The organism is Rhodococcus sp. SJ-3, from assembly GCF_051918125.1.
Lineage (GTDB): Bacteria > Actinomycetota > Actinomycetes > Mycobacteriales > Mycobacteriaceae > Rhodococcus.
Genome location: NZ_CM123306.1, coordinates 3905835 through 3928955 on the forward strand (window position 1 = coordinate 3905835; position 23121 = coordinate 3928955).

Annotated in this window: 16 protein-coding genes; 10 read left to right on the top strand and 6 right to left on the bottom strand. The window is 66.5% G+C overall.

Translation table 11 applies throughout. The features are described 5' to 3' along the window. Positions 1–52 precede the first annotated feature (52 nt). The 4 genes from recC (at position 53) to ACTDXD_RS18275 (ending at position 10053) form a co-directional block, all read left to right on the top strand. Complete coding sequence (gene recC, locus ACTDXD_RS18260; protein WP_440123703.1) at positions 53–3334, top strand: exodeoxyribonuclease V subunit gamma; 3282 nt, start codon at positions 53–55, stop codon at positions 3332–3334. Continuing rightward, on the top strand, positions 3334–6648 hold the full coding sequence (locus tag ACTDXD_RS18265) for a UvrD-helicase domain-containing protein (RefSeq protein WP_440127687.1): 3315 nt from the start codon (positions 3334–3336) through the stop codon (positions 6646–6648). The genes recC and ACTDXD_RS18265 overlap by 1 nt, the downstream gene beginning before the upstream one ends. Continuing rightward, positions 6645–8525 carry an exodeoxyribonuclease V subunit alpha gene (gene recD, locus ACTDXD_RS18270; RefSeq protein ID WP_440123704.1) on the top strand — a complete coding sequence of 627 codons (1881 nt, stop codon included), beginning with the start codon at positions 6645–6647 and terminating at the stop codon, positions 8523–8525. The genes ACTDXD_RS18265 and recD overlap by 4 nt, the downstream gene beginning before the upstream one ends. A gap of 94 nt (positions 8526–8619) precedes the next feature. Next, the gene (locus ACTDXD_RS18275) at positions 8620–10053 is read left to right on the top strand and encodes a lipase maturation factor family protein (protein ID WP_440123705.1); all 1434 of its coding nucleotides are present in this window, start codon (positions 8620–8622) and stop codon (positions 10051–10053) included. Between the two features lie 10 nt (positions 10054–10063). Here ACTDXD_RS18275 and ACTDXD_RS18280 read toward each other — a convergent pair whose 3' ends face one another. From ACTDXD_RS18280 to ACTDXD_RS18305, 6 genes are all read right to left on the bottom strand, one after another. After that, positions 10064–10642 carry a hypothetical protein gene (locus tag ACTDXD_RS18280; RefSeq protein WP_440123706.1) on the bottom strand — a complete coding sequence of 193 codons (579 nt, stop codon included), beginning with the start codon at positions 10640–10642 and terminating at the stop codon, positions 10064–10066. A 130-nt stretch (positions 10643–10772) separates the two neighbouring features. Beyond that, positions 10773–11855 carry an ABC transporter ATP-binding protein gene (locus tag ACTDXD_RS18285; RefSeq protein ID WP_440123707.1) on the bottom strand — a complete coding sequence of 361 codons (1083 nt, stop codon included), beginning with the start codon at positions 11853–11855 and terminating at the stop codon, positions 10773–10775. A gap of 43 nt (positions 11856–11898) precedes the next feature. Then, positions 11899–12789: a carbohydrate ABC transporter permease gene (locus tag ACTDXD_RS18290; RefSeq protein ID WP_169687655.1), complete on the bottom strand. Its 891-nt coding sequence runs from the start codon at positions 12787–12789 to the stop codon at positions 11899–11901. Then, positions 12786–13703 carry a carbohydrate ABC transporter permease gene (locus tag ACTDXD_RS18295; protein ID WP_440127688.1) on the bottom strand — a complete coding sequence of 306 codons (918 nt, stop codon included), beginning with the start codon at positions 13701–13703 and terminating at the stop codon, positions 12786–12788. Before ACTDXD_RS18295 ends, ACTDXD_RS18290 begins: the two co-directional genes overlap by 4 nt. Positions 13704–13747: 44 nt before the next feature. Then, positions 13748–15127, bottom strand: coding sequence for an ABC transporter substrate-binding protein (locus ACTDXD_RS18300; protein WP_440123708.1), 1380 nt, complete (start codon positions 15125–15127; stop codon positions 13748–13750). A gap of 5 nt (positions 15128–15132) precedes the next feature. Next, the gene (locus ACTDXD_RS18305; protein WP_440123709.1) at positions 15133–16188 is read right to left on the bottom strand and encodes a sugar-binding transcriptional regulator; all 1056 of its coding nucleotides are present in this window, start codon (positions 16186–16188) and stop codon (positions 15133–15135) included. A 125-nt stretch (positions 16189–16313) separates the two neighbouring features. On the opposite strand from ACTDXD_RS18305, the gene ACTDXD_RS18310 reads away from it, so the two are divergent. The 6 genes from ACTDXD_RS18310 to ACTDXD_RS18335 all read left to right on the top strand — a co-directional run bounded on the left by ACTDXD_RS18310 (position 16314) and on the right by ACTDXD_RS18335 (position 23121). Further along, a complete protein-coding gene (locus ACTDXD_RS18310; RefSeq protein ID WP_440127689.1) occupies positions 16314–17348 on the top strand; it encodes an NAD(P)-dependent alcohol dehydrogenase in 1035 nt (344 codons plus the stop codon). Continuing rightward, on the top strand, positions 17335–18807 hold the full coding sequence (locus tag ACTDXD_RS18315; protein ID WP_440123710.1) for a mannitol dehydrogenase family protein: 1473 nt from the start codon (positions 17335–17337) through the stop codon (positions 18805–18807). Before ACTDXD_RS18310 ends, ACTDXD_RS18315 begins: the two co-directional genes overlap by 14 nt. Next, on the top strand, positions 18804–19730 hold the full coding sequence (locus tag ACTDXD_RS18320; protein WP_440123711.1) for a carbohydrate kinase family protein: 927 nt from the start codon (positions 18804–18806) through the stop codon (positions 19728–19730). Before ACTDXD_RS18315 ends, ACTDXD_RS18320 begins: the two co-directional genes overlap by 4 nt. Continuing rightward, positions 19727–21130 (top strand): xylulokinase, encoded by a 1404-nt coding sequence (locus ACTDXD_RS18325; protein WP_440123712.1) that lies wholly within the window; start codon positions 19727–19729, stop codon positions 21128–21130. The genes ACTDXD_RS18320 and ACTDXD_RS18325 overlap by 4 nt, the downstream gene beginning before the upstream one ends. A gap of 161 nt (positions 21131–21291) precedes the next feature. Continuing rightward, positions 21292–21765 (top strand): VOC family protein, encoded by a 474-nt coding sequence (locus ACTDXD_RS18330; RefSeq protein WP_440127690.1) that lies wholly within the window; start codon positions 21292–21294, stop codon positions 21763–21765. A 36-nt stretch (positions 21766–21801) separates the two neighbouring features. Beyond that, positions 21802–23121, top strand: a complete 1320-nt coding sequence (locus tag ACTDXD_RS18335; protein WP_440123713.1) for an MFS transporter — start codon at positions 21802–21804, stop codon at positions 23119–23121.

The following is a 23121-nucleotide window of genomic DNA, read 5'->3' on the forward strand; positions in this document are numbered from 1 at the left end:
GTGTGGTAAGCCGTAGCCGACGGATCGAACAACCCACGAGGGGGACCCACGCGTGCTCAGACTGCATCGTGCCGAGCGCACCGACACCCTGGCCGATGCACTCGCCGAGCTCCTGTCCATCCCGCCTGCCGATCCGTTCGCCCGCGAGATCGTCGCCGTACCGGCTCGAGGTGTCGAGCGGTGGCTCACGCAGCGGTTGTCGACGGTGCTCGGGGCCGTCGCCGGCGATGGGGTCGCTGCGAACATCGACTTTCCATCCCCGTCCCGTCTCGTCGACGAGGTGCTCTCGTCTGCCGCGGACACCACCGCAGACGATGACCCATGGCATCCGTCGCGCGTGTTGTGGGCGTTGCTCGACGTCATCGACGAGAACCTCGGCCGACCGTGGTGTGCAGCGCTCACGCGACACCTCGGCCACGGCACCGACGATCACCGGGCCGGGCGTCGCTACGCCACCGCCGAACACTTCCGCGACCTGCTGCGCAGCTACGGGCAGCATCGGCCACGGATGCTCACCGATTGGGCTGCGGGACACGACACCGACGGCACCGGGGCCATGCTCGACGAGCACTTGCGCTGGCAGGCCGAACTGTGGCGCCGCCTGCGCGACCGCATCGGTGTCGACAGTCCCGCGCAGCGGCTCGACGAGGTGTGCGAACGGCTGCGCGCAGAGCCCGGAATCGTCGACCTGCCGGATCGGCTGTCGCTGTTCGGGCCCACCCGTCTCGACCGGGTGCAGCTCGAAGTACTGGCGGCGCTGGGTGCCCGCCGAGACGTGCACCTGTGGCTGCCGCACGCGAGTCCTCGGATGTGGGCGAATCTCTCCGGCCGCGAGCAGATTTCGCGGCGCGCGGACGATCGCAGCGTAGATCTCGTCGGCCACCCCCTTCTGGCCGCGCTTGCCCGGGACGTCCGCGAACTTCAGAGCAGGTTGTCCGAGCTCGGTGCGGTCGAGCAAGAACACGATGTGCCTGCGCCCCCTGCCACGCTGCTCGGCAGGATCCAGTCGGACATCCGGGCCGACCGCGCTCCGGAGGTGGCCTGCGCCGAGGCCGACGGCACTGTGCAGATTCACGCGTGCCACGGCCCGACCCGTCAGGTCGAGGTGCTCCGCGAATGCCTCCTGCACCTGTTCGAGAATGATCCGACCCTCGAACCTCGCGAGGTCATCGTCATGTGCCCGGACGTCGAGACCTACGCTCCGCTCGTCGCTGCGTCGTTCGGTCAGGACATCGGCGGGCATCCCGGGCACGAGCTGAGGGTCCGGCTGGCAGACCGCGGGCTGCGTCGTACCAATCCCGTGCTGTCCGTCGTTTCGGCACTGCTAGATCTCGCGGATGCGCGCGTCACTGCGGGCGATGCGCTCGACCTCGCTGCGGCGGCACCGGTGCGGCGTATGTTCTCGTTCGACGACGACGATCTGGAGCGGTTGCAGGAATGGACTGCCGAGTCGGGCGCCCGCTGGGGGCTGGGCAAACGGCAACGCAGCGCGTTCGGACTCGCGGACTTCCCGCAGAACACTTTCGGCACCGCGCTGGACCGAGTACTCCTCGGAGTCGCCGCGGACGGTTCCGACAGCGAATGGCTGGCGCTTGCAATGCCACTCGATGACGTCGAGAGCAACGACATCGATCTCGCGGGGCGGTTCGCCGAATACGTCGATCGGCTCGACAAAGCGTTGTGGGTTCTGCGTCGACCCCAGGACGCAGCGCGGTGGGCGCACGCGCTCACGCACGCGCTCGATCTACTGGTGGATGTTCCGGCCGCCGACGCATGGCAGCGCGCGCAGGCGCATCGCGAAATCGGCGCCGCTGTCGAACACAGCGGAGCCGCCGAGCTGCGACTGGCCGATGTGCGCGCGATGCTCGCCGGCCGGTTGGCGGGCCGTCCCACTCGCGCGAACTTCCGCACCGGCGAGCTCACGGTGTGCACCATGGTGCCGATGCGTTCGGTGCCGCATCGGGTGGTGGTGTTGCTGGGCCTCGACGACGACGTCTTCCCCCGCACCGCCCACATCGACGGCGACGATGTGCTCACCCAGAATCCCCGCGTCGGCGAACGTGACCCTCGAAGCGAGGATCGGCAGTTGTTGCTCGACGCAATCATGTCGGCGGGCGAGAAGGTGCTGCTGTTCTACACCGGCGCCGATCCGGTCACCGGTGCGGCACGGCCACCCGCGATTCCGCTCACCGAGGTGCGCGATGTCGTCGCCACGATGATCGGCGACGCGACGCAGGTGGTCCGCCGTCACCCGCTGCAGCCGTTCGACGCCCGGAACTTCCTGCCCGATGCGCCGTTCAGTTTCGACGAGACGGCGCTCGCCGGTGCCCGGGCGGCACAGAGCCCGAGCACGGGGAACGCGGCCCCCGCGCTCGCGCAGATCCTCCTCGCTCCGCCCGAACAGCGGGCCGACATCGACCTCGCCGACCTCGTCTCGTATCTCGTGCATCCTGCCCAGGGGTTTCTGCGGCAACGCCTCGGCATCCGGATTCCCGAACCGGACGAAGGCACGACCGACGCGCTCGACGTGGATCTCGATCCGCTGGCCCGCTGGAACCTCGGCGACCGGATGCTCGAATCCCGCCTCGGCGGTGTCTCTGCAGCCGACTTCCGGGCCGCGGAGTGGCGCCGCGGGACGCTCCCGCCGTACGCGCTGGGCGAGAGGGCGCTCGACGACGTCACCCATGCGGTGGAAAGCCTCGTCTCTGCGTGCGCACCGGTACACAGCGGAAGACCCACGACCATCGACGTGATGGTCGATCTCGGCAGCGGCCGACGGCTCACCGGCACGATCGGTGGAGTCCACGGCAACGTGATCGGCCGCAGCATCTTCTCGAAGTTGTCTGCCAAACATCGGATCACGGCCTGGATCCAGCTCTTGGCCGTCGCTGCGTCCGGTCATGACGAGAGGTGGCAGGCCGTGACCACCGGCCGCGGCCGCGGACGCATGCCTGCATGGCGTTCGACGATGATCGCGCCCGGCAACGCCCACGAACTGCTCCTTCAACTCGTCGACCTCCGCGACCGCGGCCTGGGCGCAGTGCTGCCGCTGACAACTGGGGCAGCCGCCGCGTATGCGGAGCAACGTGCGCGTGGTGGCTCCGTCGACATGGCACTCGAATCCGCCGGAAACGAATTCGGAGGAAAGTTCGGTGACGGGAAGGACCGGCACGTGCAGTACCTGTACGGCAGCGGTGTCGGGTTCGGTGAGCTCACCGCAGCAGAACCGCTCGCCGACGAACACGTCTGGTTCGACGACCCGACCCGGTTCGGGGTGTTGTCCCGCCGGTTGTGGGAACCGCTGCTGGCAGCGGAGAAACAGGGGCGTCCGTGATGGGAAGTGGCATCGTGACCGAAGGCGTAGTGCCCGGTACTGCAACAGGATTCGACCTTCTGGGAGAGCTTCCGGCGGGGACGACGGTCCTCGAGGCGTCGGCGGGGACGGGGAAGACCTACGCAATCGTGGGTCTCGCGACCCGATACGTCGCGGAAGGCATCGTCGACCTGTCCGAACTCCTGCTCGTCACGTTCAGCCGTGCAGCAACGCAAGAACTCCGGGAACGGACCCGCGCCCGGTTCGCCGAGGTCGTGGACGCTCTCGCCGATGCGGAGGCTGCCGCAACAGGCAGCGACGAGCTGATCCGGTACCTGGCCGCTCACGACATCGCCGGTCGTCGCACCCGCCTCCGGCAGGCCCTGTCGGATTTCGACGCCGCGACCATCGCCACGACGCACGGGTTCTGTCAGCGGATGCTCGACGAACTCGGCATCGCCGGCGAGCGTGAACCCGATGTCACCGTGGTGGAGGATGTCGACGACCTCACGATCGAGGTCATCGCCGACCTCTACCTGCAGCGGTACGGCCGATGTGAGCCACCCATCTCCCATGCAGAGGCCACGATCGCCGCCCGCGCGGCGATCTTCGACCAGCAGGCGGCGCTCGCTCCCCAGAGCGCCGACGGGACACCTGCGGGAGAGCGCGTCGAATTCGCGCGGGAGGTGCGTGCCGAGGTCGAACGACGGAAGCGAATGACGGGTTTGCGTGATTTCGACGACCAGCTCGCACTGCTGCACCGTGTGCTGAGCGACCCGGAGCACGGCGCGGCTGCATGCCTCCGGATCCGCGCGCGGTTCGGTGTCGTCCTCGTCGACGAATTCCAGGACACGGACCCCAAGCAGTGGGAGATCCTTCATCGGGTGTTCCACGGCCACACCACTCTGGTGCTGGTGGGCGATCCGAAACAGGCAATCTACGCCTTCCGAGGCGCCGAAGTGTTGAGCTACCTCGATGCGGTGAACACGTCCGATGCACATCGTGAGCTCACAACCAACTGGCGTAGCGACGCCGCTCTGATCTCCGCACTCGACCACGTGTACGGCGGTGCAGCACTGGGTGATCCGAGGATCGCCGTGCACCGTGTCGACGCCGCCCGCCCCGGGACACGCCTTGCAGGGGCGGCCCCGCTGCGTCTGCGTTACCTGCCGCGCACCGGAGCCGGACCACTGGGCAAATCGGGATACCCGACGGTCGGGCCGCTGCGGGCCAACGTCGCGCGCGACGTCGCCGCCGATGTGGTCGCGCTGCTCGACAGCGATGCGACCATCGAACGGACCGGGCGCCCGGAGCCGGTGCAACCAGGCCACATCGCGATCCTCGTGCGGACACACGCACAGGTCTCCCTCGTGTACGACGAACTGCAACGGACGGGTGTGCCGTGCGTCCTCGCAGGCGGAACGAGCGTGTTCACGACCCCCGCGGCCCAGCAGTGGCTGTGGACCCTGCAGGCGCTCGAACAGCCGCACCGCGCGGATCGGGTGCGCCTCGCAGCGTTGACACCGCTGCTCGGGTATTCCGCGCAGGACCTCGTGGCGCGCGGCGACGAACTGGTCGCGCAGGTCGGGGGCGCGCTCCGCGATCTTGCGATGGTGTTCGCACAGTCCGGATTCGCGGCGCTGTTCGAACGCCTTGCCACGATCAGCGAACTCGAAGCGCGCCTGCTCCGAACGGTATCGGGAGAGCGGCACCTGACCGACCTGCGACACCTCGCGGAGCTGCTCGACGATGCGGCCGCATCCGACTCGTTCGGTATTGCGGCGCTGACGCGATGGTTCGAAGACCGGATGAACGATCCGGGACGCGGCAGCGCCGATCGTAGTCGTCGCCTCGACAGCGACGCAGCAGCCGTGCAGATCCTCACGGTACACGGCAGCAAAGGGCTCGAATTCCCGGTCGTCTACGTGCCGTACGCATGGGATGCCGCCAAGAACCCGAACCCCGATACCCTGCTGCTACACGAGAACGGCCGCCGCATCCTCGACGTCGGGGGCGAGGGCAGCCCGGGCTACGGCGAGCGTCGCCGCACCCACGAGGCGGAGGAAGCGGGTGAGGAACTGCGATTGCTGTATGTGGCGTTGACCCGAGCCTGTTGTCAGCTCACGCTGTGGTGGGCGCCGTCCTACGGGACCGCCCGCTCACCGCTGCACCGAGTGTTGTTCGCCCGCACTCCGGGCAGCTCCGAAGTTGCGCCCGCAGCGGGCATTCCGGCCGATTCGGTGATGGCCGAACAGTTCGCGTCGTGGGCGAAGGCCTCCGGCGGTCTGATCTCCGTTGAGGCCACGGGCATCGTCGGAAAGGGAGAGATCAGCTGGGTGAAGCCGCAGCAGGACGAAACGTCCCTGGTTGCTGCACGGTTCACCCGTGTGCTCGACGGCACGTGGCGGCGCACCTCGTATTCGGCGCTCACTGCGTCGGCACACGACGGTGCCGGCGTCGGCAGCGAGATCGAAGTGCCGGAGAAGGACGACGAGCCGGAAGAGCCCCCGCTGGCAACCCCTGACCCCGTGGTCGAGGGGATCCCCTCGACCATGAACGACTTGCCCGGCGGCACGATCTTCGGCACGCTCGTGCACTCCGTGTTCGAAATCGTGGACACCTCCGCCGCCGACCTCGCCGGCGAACTCACCGCGTGTTGTCGCGACGTGGTGGCGCAGCGACTGTCCGACGTCGACCCCGAGGAGCTTGCGCAGGCGCTGCTGCCCGTGTTGCACACCCGGCTCGGCCCGCTCGCACGCACGCTGGCCGACTTCTCGCCGAAGGACAGGCTCGCCGAGCTCGACTTCGAGTTGCCGCTTGCTGGCGGCGACGATCCCGCTGCCGTGACCGTCACCCTGGCTCAGGTCGCCGATCTGCTGCGACGCCATCTCACACCGGATGATTCCTTGTTCGAGTACGCCGATCATGTGCGCGACCTCGAGCCGGTGCCGTTGCGCGGATACCTCACGGGCAGCATCGATGCGGTCCTGCGCGTCGACGGGCCGCAGTTCGTCGTGGTCGACTACAAGACCAACCGGCTTGCGCCCGGTGAGCTGACAACGGCGCACTACACCCGCGACGCGATGGCAGCGGAGATGATCCGTGCCCACTACCCGATGCAGGCCCTGTTGTATTCGGTTGCGCTGCATCGGTACTTGCGGTGGCGCCTGCCCGGGTACCACCCGGAGACGCATCTCGGTGGTTCGCAATATCTGTTCGTTCGCGGCATGGCCGGACCGGACAGTCCTCCCGGAAGCGGTGTGTTCGACTGGACACCGCCCGCATCGCTCGTCACCGACCTGTCGGATCTGCTCGCGGGAAGGGCCGTACCGTGATCGAAGCCAGAATTGCGCAGCGGGGTAAAGGAGCACTGCGCGAATTCAACGAAGCCGGCGTGCTGGCCGCTGCCGACGTCCACGTCGCACTGAGACTCGCGAACCTCGGCGGCGAACCGAACACCGACGTTCACCTCGCCACTGCCCTCGCCGTGAGGGCCGTACGTTCCGGTTCGGTATGCCTCGACCTGACGCGGCTGCGCGACGTCACCGTCGAAGAGGACGAGGACGGCAACCCGGTGGTCGACCTCGAGTCGTTGCCGTGGCCACACGACGGTGACGTCCTCGGTGCGCTGCAGCGCAGTCCACTTGTGATCGGCGGCGACCACGGGTCGCTGCGCCCACTGCGCCTGGTCGACACCGACGAGGGGCCACTGCTGTACCTCGATCGGTACTTCCGTCAGGAACAGATGATCAGGGAGGTCCTCGCTGCCCGCAGCGACGGCTTCCCCGCAGCCGACGACGACCGGCTCTCCGCCGCACTCGACGAACTGTTTCGCGACCAGTCCGACCGGACGAAGTCGTCTCCTGCGCCGGATCGTCAACGCGTGGCGGCGGCGCTCGCCGCCACGCACCACACCACCGTCATCGCAGGCGGACCGGGAACCGGAAAGACCCACACCATCGCGCGGATTCTCGCGCTGCTCGAGATGATCGAAGGCCCCGGTCTTCGCATCGGGCTCGCGGCACCCACCGGTAAGGCTGCGGCGCGTCTGCAGGAATCCGTGCGCGAGCAGGAGTCGGTGCTGCCGCTGCCGCCGGGGCTCAGCGCCATGACTCTGCATCGCCTGCTGGGCTGGCAGCGTGGACGCACGCGATTCCGTTATCACGCCGACAACCATCTTCCGTACGACGTCATCGTCGTCGACGAGACCTCGATGGTGTCGCTGACGATGATGTGCCGGCTCCTCGAAGCAGTCCGGCCCGATACACGTCTCGTCTTGGTCGGCGACCCCGACCAGCTCGCCTCCGTCGACGCCGGTGCCGTGCTCGCCGACCTGATCGCGCGCCCGGTCTCCGGGGAGGTGAATCCGGTGTTCGTGCGGGCCGCAGCGCGCGACCTCGAAGCCTCCGGCGATCCGGACGAGGCCGCCTTCAAACCCCTCGAACACGAGCGGTTGCGTGGCGGGATCGTGCGGTTGAGCCGGGGTCGCCGTTTCGGGGGTGAGATCGCGCGCCTGGCAGTTGCGGTGCGCGACGGCGACGGCGACAAAGTCATGGAGATCCTGAACAGCGGAGCGCCCGAGATCGCGTTCCAGCGGCCCGACGACATCGAGTTGCTGCGGCGCGACGTGGTGGGCTCGGCGCAGGAGGTCACCGCAGCGGCACTGACCGGCGACATCCACGCAGTTCTCGAACGATTCGAGACCCACCGGTTGCTGTGCGCGCACCGCGACGGACCGTACGGGGTGCAGCGGTGGGCGCGCCAGGCCATGGAATGGATCAGTGCATCCACGGGCCGACGCCTCGACCCGGAGCGCTGGTATCCGGGGCAGCCGCTGCTGGTCACCGCCAACGACCACGAGGCCCGCGTCTACAACGGAGACACCGGTGTTGTCGTGCGCCGCGGCGACGGCGATCTCGTTGCCGCCTTCGCGCGCGGCGAGCAGCCGTTCGTGCTCCATCCGAGCCAACTGTCGGGGGTGCAGACCGTGTACGCGATGACGATCCACCGCAGCCAGGGCAGCCAGTACGGCACCGTGTCGGTGATCCTGCCCGACGAACGGTCGTCGCTGCTCACCCGCGAGCTGCTGTATACGGCGATTACGCGTGCGCGCTCCAAGGTGCGGGTCGTCGGGACGGAAGCGGCGGTGCGAGCAGGCGTGGAGCGTCGGGTGCTGCGAGCCAGCGGACTGCGCCGCACGATCCGAACCTGAGACCGGCGTCCGAACGTCATCAGTTCGTCCGGCGTGCAATCCTGGGAGTGGGGCTGTGCTCGGCCCGCGCCGGGGCCGACGGGAAGTCACGACGGTGCACTGGTTGGATGCTGACGACTACGTGATCGGGCGGCTGCTGCTCGCCCGTGGTCTTGCCGCGCTGTACCTCGTCGCTTTCCTCGCGGCCTTGCTGCAGTTCCGGGCGCTGATCGGCGAGCGAGGAATACTCCCCGTCCCGGACTTCGTGCGGGAACACCCGTTCCGTTCCGCTCCGAGCCTGTTCCACCTGCGGTTCACCGACCGCACGTTCGCCACAGTGGCGACGATCGGTGCGGTCCTGGCGTTGCTGACGCTCGTGGGTGTCACCGAGCGCCTACCGTTGATCGCCTGCATGCTCGTGTGGTTCGCGCTGTGGTTGTTCTATCTGTCGATCGTCAACGTCGGCCAGGTCTGGTATTCGTTCGGTTGGGAATCGTTGCTGCTCGAAGCCGGAGTGCTCGCGATCTTCCTGGGCAACGCGGAGACCGCACCTCCGTTCCTGGTACTGCTCCTGATCCGCTGGTTGCTGTTCCGCGTCGAGTTCGGAGCGGGCATGATCAAATGGCGTGGCGACCGCTGTTGGCGCGACCTGACGTGCCTGTACTACCACCACGAGACGCAGCCGATGCCGGGCCCGCTCAGCCGATGGTTCCATCACTTGCCGCGCCCGCTGCATCGGCTGGAGGTGGCCGGGAACCATATGACACAGCTCGTGGTCCCTTTCGCTTTGTTCACGCCGCAGCCCGTCGCGGGAATCGCCGCTGGGGTCATGATCGCGACACAGCTGTGGCTGGTGGCGAGCGGCAATTTCGCGTGGCTGAACTGGGTGACGATCGTGCTGGCGCTTTCGGTGTTGCCCGACGGCTTCTATGCCGCCCTCGTCACTCCGAACCCTGACTTCGCGCCCACCCCCGCGCCGTTCACCGGGGCGGTACTCGCTTTGAGCGCCGTGGTCGCGGTTCTGAGCTATCGGCCGGTGCGGAACCTGATATCGAAGCGGCAGGCGATGAATGCGTCGTACAACCCGTGGCATTTCGTCAACACCTACGGTGCGTTCGGCAGCATCACCCGTACCCGCAGGGAAGTGATCGTCGAAGGCACCAGCGATGCGGTTGTCACCCCGGCTACCGAGTGGCTCGAGTACGAATTCAAAGGCAAGCCCGGCGATGTGTTCCGCAGACCCCGCCAATGTGCGCCCTATCATCGCCGGCTCGATTGGCTGATGTGGTTCGCCGCTATCTCGCGTGACTACGCGGTCGGCTGGTTCCCTCGATTCGTAGCGCGGCTCCTCGACAACGACCCCGAGACCCTGCGGTTACTGCGTCACAACCCGTTTCCCGATGCGCCGCCCGCTCTGGTTCGTGCACGTGTGTTCCGCTATCGGTACGCCACCTCGGCCGAGCACCGCGCGACCGGAGCCTGGTGGGTGCGTTCACCGGCGGGTGATTTCATGCTGCCGGTATCGCGAGTGGACCTCGCGGGCCTGTGAACGCAGGGCGTCACCACAACTCGTAGTCGTCGGCCGACACCGTGAATCCGTGCGCGTCCGACTCGCAAGTGACGCCCGTGCTTTCGTCGATCGTGCAGGTGAACACGCTGACCTTCAACTCTGCCCCGTACGGGAGGACCTGTGCTGTCCGATTGGGATCCATGAAGGCGATGTCGCCGATGTTGCTGAACTGGCCCTCGCCGGACGATTCCACGATCACGACGTTCGCGGGCACCGTGACGTCCGACGCTCCGCTCCCCGGGACGCGGGGCGCGCTCGACGGCATGGTGCCCTGGCAACCCGCAACAGGGTCGGTGTGGGTGAGGATCGCGCACTCGAACTTCCCGCTCTCGGAGAGGAAGTAGTACACGCCGGGCTGCGAGCCCGCGTAGTCCGCAGCGTTCGCCTGTACCGGCGCCTTCGTCGTGGTCGTCGTCGTGGTAGCCGGTGCAGACGATGTCGTCGGTGCTGCAGAGGTGGTCGGGTCGGCGGCGGTGGCCTCGCCAGAAACCGTGTCGCTGCAGGCTGTGACGGTGACGAGCGCTGCGGCGAGCGCGATGAACGATGCGGTGCTGCCCCGGCTGATCATGCCGGGAGCATAGCGGCCTCCTGAGGGCGGTGCTCCACCAGATGCTCTACGACGTACCGAGCATCGGGGCCGAGATCTCCGGATGCGTTCGGCATGGGCGAGTCATCCGGCGACACGAGTCGTGGGACGGTCAGTCGCCCACCCGCTCCCCGGTCTCGGGATGGAACAGGTGCACGGAGCCTTCACGCTTGCGAAGGTGGATGGTGTCCGCGAGGCGGGCGGGGGTACGGGTCAGTGAGCGCGCGACGATCTGATTTCCGCTCCCGGGCACCCGTGTGTGGACGTACGATTCGCTACCGAGCTCTTCCACGAGTTCGACGACGGCCTCCACACCCTCACCCTCGGTGATCTCGAACTGTTCGGGACGGATCCCCGCCGTGACAGATGTGATCCCGGCCGCGTGCAGGCTGGTGATCCGGTCACGTTCGACCGGGATCACCGTATTGCCCACGAGGACTCCGTCGTCGGTGACGGTGGCGGGGAGAAGATTCATTGCCGGAGAGCCGATGAACCCGGCGACGAAGGCGTTCGCCGGGCGGTCGTACAGTTCGGTCGGCGACGAGAACTGCTGCAATTGCCCTCTCTTCAGGACGGCAACACGATCGCCCATCGTCATTGCTTCGACCTGGTCGTGGGTGACGTACACCGTGGTGGTGCCCAGCCGGCGTTGGAGGGCGGCGATCTGCGTGCGCGTCTGAACGCGCAACTTGGCGTCGAGGTTGGACAGTGGCTCGTCCATGCAGAACACCTGTGGTTCGCGGACGATCGCACGTCCCATCGCGACACGCTGCCGCTGACCACCCGACAACTTCGCAGGCTTGCGGTCGAGGTATTCGGTGAGGTCGAGGACCTTGGCTGCCTCCTCGACCTTCCGTCGCCGTTCCTCGGCGCTGACCCCACGCATCTTGAGGGCGAATCCCATGTTCTCGGCGACGGTCTTGTTCGGGTACAGCGCGTAGTTCTGGAAGACCATGGCGATGTCGCGATCCTTGGACGGCACACCCGTCATGTCGACGCCGCCGATGGAGATCGAGCCCTCGTCGATGTCTTCGAGACCCGCGAGCATGCGCAGTGCCGTGCTCTTGCCAGACCCGGACGGCCCGACGAGGACAACGAACTCACCGTCCTCGATGTCGAGGTCGAGCGAGTCGACGGCGAGTGAATCGGAGTTCTCGTAGATGCAGGAGGCGTTCCGATAGGTGATCTCGGCCATGATGGAAACCCTTCGTTTCGAGAGGAAGTCGAGAATCGGTGGCTTACTTGATGGCGCCGAACGACAGGCCGCGTACGAGCTTGTTCTGCGCGATCCATCCGGCGAGCACGACGGGGAGGGCAGCCATCGTCGCCGCAGCGGACAGCTGTGCCCAGTACAAGCCCTCGCCGGTGATGAACCCGACCAGGAAAACCGGAATCGTCTGGGCCTGAACGGCAGTGAGGTTGACAGCGAAGAAGAACTCGTTCCACGAGAAGATCACGCAGATGAGGGCGGTCGCGGCGATACCGGGGGAGACGAGCGGGAGGATCACCTCGCGCACCGATGTCCACAGACTCGCCCCGTCCATGCTCGCTGCCTCGAGCAGTTCGCCAGGAACCTCGAGGAAGAACGACCGCATCATCCACACAGCGATGGGCAGGTTCATGGCGGTGTACAGGACGATCAGTGCCCAGATGTTGTCGAGTAGACCGATATTCGCCACGATCACGTACAACGGAATGATCGCCGCAACGATCGGCAGCATCTTGGTGCTGATGAAGAAGAACAGTGCGTCCTGGGTTTTTCGGACCGGGCGCAGCGACAACGCGAACGCCGCGGGCACGCCGAGCAGGAGTACGAACACGGTCGAGACGATGGTCGCGAACGCAGAGTTGAGCAGGGCCGTGCTCGCACCGGTTTCGAAGACGGAACGGAACTGTTCCAAAGTCGGTGTGAAGATGAATTTCGGTGGATCGGAGTATGCGTCCGATTCCTGCTTGAAGGCGGTGAGCACCATCCAGAACACCGGGAAGAAGAACCCGATGGCGGCGATCCAGGCCACGATGCCCCAAGGGTTCATCTTGCGGTGCTTGCGTTTACGGACCGTCCGCGTAGCCTTCCCGGTCGGCAGCGTGGTGTCCGATGTCTGCGGACCCGCAGCTGTGGTGCTCATGCCGCTTCCTCCTTACCGGTGAACGACTTGAAGATCAGGCGTAGCGCGAAGGTCGCGATGACGATCGTGGCGATCACGACGACCACACCCATCGCCGCGGCCTGGCCGATGTCGAAGCCGAGGAACGCGCGCTGGTAGATGTAGAACGGCAGGTTGGCGCTCGCTGTGCCCGGCCCGCCCTGCGTCATCATGTAGATAGCGTCGAAAGTGTTGATGAGATAGATGGCGCCGAGCACCGTGCCGAGTTCGATGAATCGACGCAGGTGCGGCAGTGTGAGTTCGCGGAACAACGAGAATCCGCTCGCTCCGTCGACTCGACCTGCCTCGAGGATGTCGCGGGGCATCGACTGCAGCCCGGCGAGGATCAACAGCATCATGAACGGTGTCCATTGCCAGATCAGCGCGACCATCACCGTGGGCAGGGGGTATCGGCTGATCCAGTCGACCTCGCCGACCCCGAACGGGGACAGCACCCAGTTCACGATGCCGAAGATGGGATCGAACATCGAGGTCTTCCACACCAGTGCCGCGGCGACGGGGGTGACCAGGAACGGTGTGATCAGCATGGTGCGGACGATGCCCCTGCCGAGGAACACGCGGTCGAGCAGTAGTGCGAGCAGTAGGCCGAGAACCACCGAGATCAGTACGGTACCGACGATGAGGATGACGGTGTTGAGTGCCACCTGCCAGAACTGACTGTCCTGGAACACATCCACGTAGTTCTGTAGCCCGACGAAGCGCCGGGAGCCGGGGCTGACGAGGTTCCAGGACTGCGTGGAGTAGAAGAGGGTGAACAGGAACGGTATCTGTGTCACCACGATCATGAATATCAGTGCGGGCAGCAGGGGGCCACGCAGCCGCCAGCCTTCGGCGCGGGAGACCTTCTCGTTCTTCGCTGCTCTGACACGGCGGATGCGTTCGGCTGTATCCGGTGTCGGTTGAGGCACCTCGAGGGCAGTCACTGCGATTCCTCCCGATAGGTTGCGCCGACGGCTTCGGCGTACTTCTGGGCTTGATCGAGCGCTTCGGCGACCGTCTGACGGCCTGCGATGGCGGCGCTGATCTGCTGGCTCACCCGGGTGCCGAGATCCTGGAATTCGGGTATCGCCAAGAATTGGATGCCGGTGTAGGGGACCGGCCGGACCGTGGGATTCGATTGATCGGCGCCCTCGATGGATTCGAGTGTGATGGGGCCGTATGCCCGGGCTGCCTCCGCGTACTCGGGGATCTCGTATGTCGACAGCCGGCTGCCCGGCGGAACACGCTCCCACCCGAGTTCTTCACCGACGAGGCGCATGTAGCTCCTGTCGGTCATCCACGAGATGAATTTCCACGCGTCGTCGGCGTTCTCGCTGCTCTTCGGGATCCCGAGCGACCAGGTGTACAGCCACCCGGAGGGGTCCTTCTCCATGACCGGTGCGGCCGCGTAACCGATCTTGCCGACGACGTTGCTGGAGGACGGATCCTCCAACGTGGAGACCGCGGAGGTCGAGTCGTACCACATCGCGACCCGGCCCTGCGCGAGTTGCGTCGCACACTCGGTGAATCCGCTGGTCGCGGCGCCCGGTTGGCCGTAGGAGCGCACGAGGTCGACGTAGAATTCGACGGCGCGCTGCACCTCGGGGGAGTTGAGCTGAGCGTTCCACTCCTCGTCGAACCAACGGCCGCCGAACGTGTTGATCACGGTGTCGAGCGGTGCCAGCAATTCGCCCCACCCCGGCTTACCCCGCAGGCAGATCCCGTTGATCTCCGGACTGTCGAGTTGCGCGGCGGCGTCGGCGACCTCGGTCCACGTCGGTGGATCGGACAGCGTGATGCCTGCCTCGTCGAACAGGTCCTGTCGGTACATCAGGAACGACGATTCGCCGTAGAACGGCACCGAGTACATGTCTCCCTCGTACGAGAGTGCCTCGCGCAGAGAGGGAATGAAGTCGTCCTGGTCGTACCCTTCGGTGCTTTCGATGAAGGGTCCGAGGTTGGTCAGCCACCCGTACTCGGCCCATTGCGGCGTTTCGTAGTTGCTGATCATCACCACGTCGAATTCTCCACCGCCCATCGCGGTGGATGCGGTGATCTTCGCGCGGGCTTCGTTCTCCGACAGGGTGACGAAGCGCAGGTCGATGTCCGGATTCTCGGCCTCGAATTGCGATGAGAGCGAGCGTGCATCTGTCATCTGGGAATTCGACACCATGGCAATGGTGACGGTCCGGTCGGATGCGCCGAGCGCCCCGGCTCCGGCGCAGCCGGTCAGTGCCAGACACAGCACTCCGGCTCCGGCGACCAGTCTTCCGGCGAAACCGATTGTACGGGTGTTGCTTCCGGGCGGTTGCACGGCCATCTACCTCATTTCGGTGGGGTCCTGTCCGAGTCGTGCGGGTGGGTGTGGGGGCGGTCGAGAAGCCATTCGGCGCAGGCGATATCGCAGACCAGCATCGTTGCGTAGCCACCGCGCAGAGCGCCGTGGACCGCGTGATGCTTCGATGCTCCACCGGTGACGAGGATCGTCGAGGCGCACGCGGCGATGTCGTCCAGCGGTGTGGACATCGTGCGGGTTTCGAGTTCGGGGTGGGCCGGTGTTCCGTCCTCCCTGAAGAAGCGTCCGCCGATCTCGCCGACTGCCCCCAGCTCATCGAGGGTGTCGAGCATGGCGGTGTCGAGGAAGCTGCCCTCGAACAGGGTGGTGGAGGCGGACACGGCTCCGATTCCGAACATCATCATCTCGGCCGCCGAGCCCAGCTCGAGGGTGCGGGAGATCACCGAGTCCGTGCGCATCGAGGCGACGGTCGCGACGTCGGCGTACAGGGGGGTGGGCAGCCGAACCGGCTGGGCCTGAAGCTGTTCGGCGCAGCGGCCGAGGACGTACTCGGTGCCCGTCTGGTAGGTGCTGGTCGTGACGGACCCGTCGAGTTGCACGATCGTCTTGCAAGTTGCGACACCGGAGGGGATCGCCTGGGCGACAGCGATGGTTTCGGGGCCCCACGTGAACCCGAGGGTATCGGCCGGCCGGAGGCGGCGGGTCAGGAGTGAGGCGGCGGCGCGCCCGAGTGCCGCGAAGCTCGCGGAGTTGTCCACCGGCCCGCGGTCGTCGACCCGGACGCCGACGACCACCGCTTCGGTGAGCCCGAATCGTTCCTCGAGTGCGCGTTCGGCGTCGGCATGCAGGTCGTCGCGCAGATCGGGAGGCGTTGTGACCTCGATACGCACCAGCCCGTGCGAGCGGGCTCTCGCCACGAGGCGGCCTGCTGTGGCGCGGGAGACTCCGAGTCGGTCGGCGACCTGGGCCTGGGTCAGTCCGTCGAGGTAATAGAGGGTGGCTGCGCGTAAGGCGAGGCGAAGATCCTCGGGCGCGGTCGTGGTATCGCCGTCGTGTGCCGTCGGTGCAGCACTGGGATGGGTCACGGGGGCTCCTCTATGCCCGGAAGCACTCGACCCGTGAGCAGATGCTCAGGGGTGCGTTCATGTGCTCAGTACGTTAGCATTGCAGTGTGATCTACACAACAGATTCGCGCGAGCTTCCTGCGACGATGCGTGCGGCGGTTCTGGTCGAACCGGGGCGGATCGAAATCGAGGAGCGGCCTGTCCCCGAGCCCCGCCCGGGCGATGTGCTCGTCCGTGTCGCCGCCGTGGGGGTGTGCGGATCCGACGCGCATTACTACCGTGAAGGCCGCATCGGGGAATTTGTGGTCGAGGCTCCCCTCGTCCTCGGGCACGAGGCATCCGGCACCATCGTCGCGGTGGGCGCAGGCGTGCCCGCGGCGCGCATCGGGCAACGCGTCTCGATCGAACCGCAGCGCCCCGATCCAGGGAGTGACGAGACCCGGCGCGGCGACTACAACCTGTGCCCCCACATGCAGTTCTATGCCACACCCCCTATCGACGGGGCGCTGTGTGACTACGTGACGATCGGGGCGCACTTCGCACATCCGGTCCCGGAGAGTGTCTCCGACGACGCCGCCGCGCTGTGCGAACCACTCTCGGTGGGTATCGCCGCCGTCCGCAAAGCGCAGTTGACGGCCGGGTCGAGCGTGCTCGTGACGGGCGCAGGCCCGGTCGGCATCGTCACGATCCAGGTCGCGCGGGCATTCGGCGCGGTGGAGATCGTGGTCACCGACCTCGACGAACGACGCCGCGAACTCGCTCGATCGTTCGGAGCCACCGCCACCGGCGATCCACGGTCGTTCGACATGTCCGCCGTACGGGCGGACAGCTACATCGATGCGTCCGGCGCGCCGGCCGCAGTGGACTCCGGTATCCGGGCCGTCCGTCCCGGCGGCACCATCGTGCTGGTGGGCTCCGGTTCCGAGTCGATGCACCTGCCCGTCCAGGTGATCCAGAACCGAGAGTTGGTGCTCACCGGGGTCTTCCGGTACGCGAACACATGGCCGACCGCTTTGGGTCTTCTCACCTCCGGAAGGGTCGATCTCGATAGCATGATCACGGCGCGCTTCCCGCTCGAGAAGGTCGCCGATGCCCTCGAATCCGACCGCGTCCCCGGCTCGCTGAAAGCCGTTGTGCAGGTAGCACCCCTCGTGGAGGAGCAGGATCATGGAACCCGGTGAGAAGACACTCTCGGAACTCGCGATACCCACGCCCACGTACTCCAGGGACGACGTGTCCGTCGGAATCGTGCATTTCGGTGTCGGTGGCTTCCACCGTGCTCATCAGGCCATGTACATCGACCGTCTCTTGGAGCAAGGACTTGCGAAGGAGTGGGGAATCTGCGGCGTCGGTGTGATGCCGCAGGACCGGCGCATGCACGAGGCCCTCGTCGCGCAGGACCACCTGTACACCCTCGTCCTCACCCACCCCGACGGCACGTGGGAACCGCGCGTGATCGGGTCGATAGTCGACTATCGGTACGCGCCGGACGAGCCGGAGTCCGTCATCGAGCTGCTCGCAGCACCCACCACGAGGATCATCTCGTTCACCGTGACCGAAGGCGGATACAACATCCGTCATGACACCGGCGAATTCGACACCGAGAATCCGGCGGTTCGGCAGGACCTGAGCTCCGACGGTCTGCCCAGCACCGTGTTCGGCCTGGTCGTCGAAGCATTGGCACGCCGACGCGCGCGGGGCGTTCCGTCGCCGACTCTCATGTCATGCGACAACATCGAGGGCAACGGTGTCGTCGCCCGCCGCGTTTTCACCTCTTACGCGCGTCTGGTCGATCCGGGTCTCGCAGACTGGATCACCGAGAACACCCGGTTTCCGAACTCGATGGTCGATCGGATCACGCCCGTGACCACGCAACAGGTGATCGACGAGTTGTCCTCGCGCTTCGATGTCCAGGACCGTTGGCCGGTAGTAGCCGAACCGTTCACCACCTGGGTTCTCGAGGACGACTTCGCCGACGGCCGACCGCCGTTCGAGGAAGCTGGCGTGCATGTGGTCGACGACGTCGCCCCGTACGAGCTGATGAAGTTGCGTCTGTTGAACGCGAGTCACCAGGGGCTCTGCTACTTCGGGTACCTGATGGGCTACCGGTATGTGCACGACGCGGCACAGGATCCGTTGATCGCACGGTTCCTCCTCGACTACATGGGTAACGAGGCAATACCTACCTTGAAGCCGGTACCGGGAATCGACCTCGACGACTACACCCGCACCCTCATCGAGCGGTTCGCCAATCCCGAGATCCGCGACACCATCGCACGGCTGTGCGCGGAATCGTCCGATCGCATCCCCAAATGGCTGCTACCGGTGATCCGGGAGAACCTCGACAACGGCGGCCACGTCGTCCGTTCGGCTGCGATCGTCGCGTCCTGGGCACGCTACGCCGAAGGCGTGGACGAGCAAGGGTCCCCCATCGAGGTGGTGGATCGGCTCGCCCAGGAGCTGGTGCCGATCGCGCGGAGACAACTCGTCCACCCGACAGTGTTCATCGAGAACGCCGCGGTGTTCGGCGACCTCGCGCACAACACTCGCTTCGTGGACGCCTACGCGTGGGCGTTGAACTCCTTGCACAATGAAGGCGCGAGACGCACCCTCGAACTGCTGCCTGTGGAGCCCGAATGAACGACCGGGCGCTGATCGTCGGTGAAGCCCTCGTCGACATCGTCCGACGCGGGGACGACGCTCCCGTCGAACATGTCGGAGGGAGTCCGTTGAACGTCGCTGTCGGCTTGGGCCGCCTCGACCGAGATGTCCGGCTCGCCACGAGTCTGGGGACCGATGAGCGTGGCACGCGCATCGCCCGGCATCTCGACTCGTCCGGTGTCGCACTCACGCCCGGCAGCGTGACGGCGGAACGCACCGCGACTGCTTCGGCGACGATCGGTCGCGACAACGCCGCCACCTACGAATTCGACATCGCCTGGGATCCCGAACTTCCGGTTCCGTCCCCCGACGCGGTGCTCGTTCACACCGGATCGATTGCGACAGTGCTCGAACCGGGATGCGACGCTGTCGCCGAGCTCATCGAACAGCAGTCCCGGATATCGACGGTGAGCTTCGATCCCAATGTCCGGCCCGCGCTGATCGCCGACGAAACACGGGGGCGGAGGCGGATCGCGCGTCTGGTGGCGCTCTCGGATGTCGTCAAGGTCAGCGACGAGGACCTCATGTGGATCGAACCGGGACGCGAGCCGCTCGATATCGCCCGCGATTGGTTGTCGCTGGGGCCTGCCCTCGTTGCGGTCACGCGCGGGGCATCCGGAGCAGTCGCCGTGTGTCGCGCAGGAGTGGTCGAGGTGCCTGCAAAGAAGGTCGAGGTGGTCGACACCGTGGGTGCGGGCGACGCCTTCACCGTCGGGCTCCTCGACGCTCTGTGGACGCTCGGACTGCTGGGAGCTCATCGACGCGAGGCGCTGCGCATGATCGGGGTCGACGACCTTGACTTCGTATTACGCACGGCTGCAGTGTCATCGGCGCTCACAGTCGCTCGACCCGGAGCGGATCTGCCGACCAAGGCACAGCGCGACGCGGAGGTGGCCCCATGACGCTCGTGGCCGGTGTGGATTCGTCGACGCAGTCCTGCAAGGTGATGGTGTGCGACGCCGAGACCGGCTCGGTGGTCAGGGAAGGCCGAGCGGCCCACCCGGACGGAACGGAGGTGGATCCGCGAGCCTGGTCGTCTGCGCTCGACGAGGCGATCGCAGCGGCCGGGGGGCTCGACGACGTCGCCGCGGTATCGGTCGGCGCGCAGCAGCACGGCATGGTGTGCCTGGGCGACACGGGAGAGCCCGTCCGGGATGCCCTGCTGTGGAATGACACCCGATCGGCGGTGGCGGCGGAAGACCTGGTCCGAGAGTTCGGAGGGCCGGATGCCTGGGCCGACGCAGTCGGCGTGGTGCCGCTTGCCGCGATCACCGTGGCGAAGGCTCGCTGGCTCGCCGACACCGAACCCGAACACGCAGCGCGGACGGCAGCCATGTGTCTGCCGCACGACTGGTTGACCTGGCGCATCACCGGTAGCGGTGACATCGGGGATCTGATCACCGATCGCAGCGACGCGAGCGGCACCGGTTACTTCGATGCCACGAGCGGCGAGTATCGCCGGGATCTGCTCGAGCTCGCGTTGCGCCGTCCGAGTCCGTCGTTGCCGTCGGTCGCGGGCCCCGCAGAATCCGTCGGGGAAGCCCCGTGGGGGGCGCTCGTCGGACCCGGCGCCGGCGACAATGCTGCTGCGGCATTGGCATTGGATGCGCGGGAAGGCGATGTCGTCGTATCGATCGGCACATCCGGAGTGGTGTGCGCGGTATCGGCGACCGCCCCGCGCGACCCGGACGGATACGTCGCCGGATTCGCCGACGCGACCGGGCGGCACCTGCCGCTCGTGTGCACGCTCAACGGGGCCCGGGTGCTCGACGCGACCGCAGCGATGCTCGGTGTCGAACGTGCAGAACTGGCCAAGCTCGCGCTGTCTGCCCCCACGGGCAGCGACGGCCTCGTACTCGTGCCGTACCTCGAGGGCGAGCGGACTCCCAACCGTCCCGGCGCGACGGGCGCGATTCACGGTATGCGACTGACGAATTCGACACCCGCGCACCTGGCCCGCGCCGCTGTCGAGGGGTTGCTCTGTTCGCTGGCCGACGGCATCGACCACATCATCGATCAGGGCACACCGGTCCGACGGGTGCTGATGGTCGGGGGCGGGGCGAGGTCCAAGGCCCTGTGTGAGCTCGCACCTGCGATCTTCGGTCTGCCGGTGGACGTGCCCGAACCGGGTGAATACGTCGCCCGCGGCGCGGCGCGGCAGGCCGCGTGGGTCCTTCGCGGTGGCCACGAACCCCCGAAGTGGGAGGAGGGCTCGATTCGACGTTACGAAGCCGACCCGGCCCCGCACGTCCGTCGGCGGTACGCCGAAGTGCGCGACCTGACCGACGGTGTCGGCCACTGAGATATCGAGGAGAGCAGAGCAAACATGGACCTTGCAGGCAAGGTTGCCGACCACACGAGTTGCGAGGTCTGCATCGGTCCTGCGAGCTTCTCGGCGATGACTCTTCGTCGTCGCCGTGGTCTGTCCACATGACAGCTGAATCGTCGATGAAGGAGACCGTGATGCCCGCCCTGACCCCGTGCCTGTGGTTCGACATGAATGCCCAGGAAGCCGTCGAGTTCTATACGACCGTGTTTCCCCATTCGAAGGTGCTGAGCACTTCGTATTATCCGGAGGGCACACCACTGCCCGCCGGGACCGTGCTGACGATCGAGTTCGAACTCGACGGTTCGCGCTTCACAGCTCTCAACGGCGGGCCGCAGTTCACCTTCAGTGAGGCGGTGTCCTTCCAGATCGACTGCAGCGACCAGGACGAAGTCGATCACTACTGGAATTCGCTCCTTGCCGACGGCGGCGAGGAATCGCAGTGCGGATGGCTCAGAGATCGGTTCGGGCTGTCGTGGCAGGTGGTGCCTCGACGTGTCGTGGAACTGCTCGCCGACCCCGATCCGTCGGTCGCGCAGCGGGTCAGCGACGCGTTCATGAAGATGCAGAAAATCGACATAGCCATCCTCGAGGAAGCCGCGCGCGGGTGAGCACCGTCAACGGAGGCACCGTGTAACTTCCGATCCATGACCACGCGCACCCAGCGGCTCGACGAACTGCCGTTCACCGCCAAGCACCGTCGCTTGCTGGCAGGGTCCGGTGTGGGCTGGGCACTCGACGCGATGGACGTCGGCCTGATCTCGTTCGTCATGGCGGCGCTGGCAGTGCAGTGGGATCTGTCGTCCACTCAACTGTCGTGGATCGGGTCCATCGGCTTTCTCGGCATGGCGATCGGCGCGTCGGTCGGTGGCCTGCTCGCCGACCGCATCGGCCGCAGACAGGTATTCGCCGCGACGCTCCTGCTCTACGGACTGGCGACGGGCGCGGCCGCGTTGTCGACGTCGGTCGCGATGCTCATCGCTCTTCGTTTCATCGTGGGCCTCGGGCTCGGCGCGGAACTCCCGGTCGCCTCGACGTTGGTCAGCGAGTTCGCGCCGCGCAAGATCCGTGGTCGCGTCGTGGTGGCGCTCGAAGCCTTCTGGGCTGCGGGGTGGCTTCTTGCGGCGTTGATCGGGTACTTCGTCGTACCGCTGAACGACGACGGGTGGCGATGGGCTCTCGCGATCGGTCTTGTTCCGGCCGCGTACGCGCTCGTCGTGCGTCTGGGATTGCCGGAATCGGTGCGGTTTCTCGAGAGCAAAGGTCGTGACGAGGAGGCCGAAGCGATCGTCCGCGACTACGAACGCTCCGCCGGCGTCGTGCCTCGGGGAGACGTGGCGGACGATGCGCCGTCCGAGACAACGCAGGCCGAAGTTGCGCGGCGGTCGATCTGGGGCGAAGGGTTACGCGCCCGCACCGCAGCGCTGTGGATCGTGTGGTTCGGCATCAACTTCTCGTACTACGGTGCATTCATCTGGTTGCCGAGCCTGCTCGTTGCGCAGGGCTTCGACCTGGTCACCTCATTCGGTTACACCCTGATCATCACCCTCGCGCAGCTTCCCGGTTACGCCGTCGCCGCGTGGCTTATCGAATTGTGGGGCAGGCGCACCACACTTGCGGTGTTCCTGGCGGGGTCGGCGGTCTCGGCGGCGTTGTTCGGTCTCGCAGACACTCCCGGCACGATCATCGCCGCAGGAATGGCGCTCTCCTTCTTCAACCTCGGCGCGTGGGGCGCACTGTATGCAATCGGACCGGAGTTGTATCCGACGCTGGTGCGTGGATCTGGAACCGGCGCTGCCGCCGCGTTCGGGCGCCTCGCATCCATCATCGCTCCGCTACTCGTCCCACTGCTTCTCGACGGTGGTGGAAACGGTCTGGTGTTCTCGATGTTCGCAGTGTCGTTCGTGATCGCTGCGGTTGCGGCCATCACCCTCCCGGAGCGGGCGCAGGTCGCCCTCGAGGACTAG